Genomic DNA, 1,475 nt, shown 5'->3' on the forward strand with positions numbered 1-1,475 from the left:
AGGCGATCGCCCTAATCTGGTGCGTTACGCCCTTCGGGCTAACACACCCTACTAATTACTCGTTAACAACCTGTAACGCGCCACTCATTATCTTGTCTCAAGATAGACAATAATCAAGTAACAGGCGATCGCCCTAATCTGGTGCGTTAACAACGTATAACGCACCATTCATCATCTTGTACTCAAAATAGACAATAATCAAGTAACAGGCGATCGCCCTAATCTGGTGCGTTACGCTAAATTCGTAGGGTGCGTTAACAACGTATAACGCACCATTCATTATCTTGTGTTCAAAATAGACAATAATCAAGTAACAGGCGATCGCCCTAATCTGGTGCGTTACGCCCTTCGGGCTAACACACCCTACTAATTACTACTAATTACTAAATTCGTAGGGTGCGTTAACAACGTGTAACGCACCATTCATTATCTTGTGTTCAAAATAGACAATAATCAAGCAATAGGCGATCGCCCTAATCTGGTGCGTTACGCCCTTCGGGCTAACACACCCTACTAAATTACTCGTTAACAACGTGTAACGCACCATTCATTATCTTGTGTTCAAAATAGACAATAATCAAGCAATAGGCGATCGCCCTAATCTGGTGCGTTACGCCCTTCGGGCTAACACACCCTACTAAATTACTCGTTAACGACGTGTAACGCACCACTTAATTATCTTGTCTCAAGATAGACAATAATCAACCGAAAGGCGATCGCCTTTTATCTTTATTCATCTAAAACTAATGTAAACAAGCTAATTTTATTAGTATTAAATTCACAAAATCTCAGAGACTCTAAATCTTCTTTTTCTAAATTTATTTGATAATTAAATACTTGATAAATAGAAGTTAATCCTGGATAACTAGCAGATTCACTTTCTCTTTGTTTTTCTTCAAGAAAAATGAGTTTTTTATCTGTTGTTAATCCTATTTCTTCCTGTAAACCTCTATAAGCTGCCCTTTCTGGAGTTTCATTTTTGAGCATTTTTTCTGAGATTTTCCGTAAACCTCTTTGACGTATTGCTCCTGTAAAAAATATTTGTTTATCTTCTATCAAAGTAAATATTTTTTCTCCTAATTTTACTTTAATTTCAATAGAAGATAGTCTAGTAATTCTCACTAATTTATTATTTCTAATTTCTAAGGTACTTTCGCCATTTTTTAGTTCATTATGTAAATCATAAATATCTTTAGTAGCAAGTTCGTGACACCAGTTTTTTAAAATAATATTATGATTAGTCAGTAAGGTTTCTAATTCATGGATTTCTAACATCAAAAAATGCTTATAGATTAAAAGTATATTTATTGTATTCTATCATTATATAGCAGTTGCCATGATTGTTAGGACACTTTTGGTCAAATTCCCTAATCTCTCATCCAGAGTCTGGAGTTTCCTATACCTTATATCTTGCATCAGGAGGGCGCAAGCCAAACCGAAGGGCGCAAGCCAAACCGAAGGGCGCAAGCCAAACC

The 1,475-nt window shown here is 36.3% G+C and carries 3 protein-coding genes; all 3 read right to left on the minus strand.

Annotation, left to right across the window (positions count from 1 at the left end; all coding sequences use genetic code 11):
* Nucleotides 1-133: 133 nt before the first annotated feature.
* Nucleotides 134-280, minus strand: coding sequence for a hypothetical protein (locus MW688_RS18065; protein ID WP_486737408.1), 147 nt, complete (start codon nt 278-280; stop codon nt 134-136).
* A gap of 96 nt (nt 281-376) precedes the next feature.
* The gene (locus MW688_RS18070; RefSeq protein ID WP_486737409.1) at nt 377-547 is read right to left on the minus strand and encodes a hypothetical protein; all 171 of its coding nucleotides are present in this window, start codon (nt 545-547) and stop codon (nt 377-379) included.
* Between the two features lie 182 nt (nt 548-729).
* Nucleotides 730-1,275 (minus strand): hypothetical protein, encoded by a 546-nt coding sequence (locus MW688_RS18075; protein ID WP_486737410.1) that lies wholly within the window; start codon nt 1,273-1,275, stop codon nt 730-732.
* Nucleotides 1,276-1,475 lie beyond the last annotated feature (200 nt).

The sequence above is a fragment of the Johannesbaptistia floridana genome, assembly GCF_057440575.1.

Bases quoted from the DNA above. Each gene is read 5' to 3' on its own strand.
- MW688_RS18075 (WP_486737410.1), bottom strand. From the start codon at position 1,275: ATGTTAGAAATCCATGAATTAGAAACCTTACTGACTAATCATAATATT.
- MW688_RS18065 (WP_486737408.1), bottom strand. From the start codon at position 280: ATGAATGGTGCGTTATACGTTGTTAACGCACCCTACGAATTTAGCGTA.
- MW688_RS18070 (WP_486737409.1), bottom strand. From the start codon at position 547: ATGGTGCGTTACACGTTGTTAACGAGTAATTTAGTAGGGTGTGTTAGC.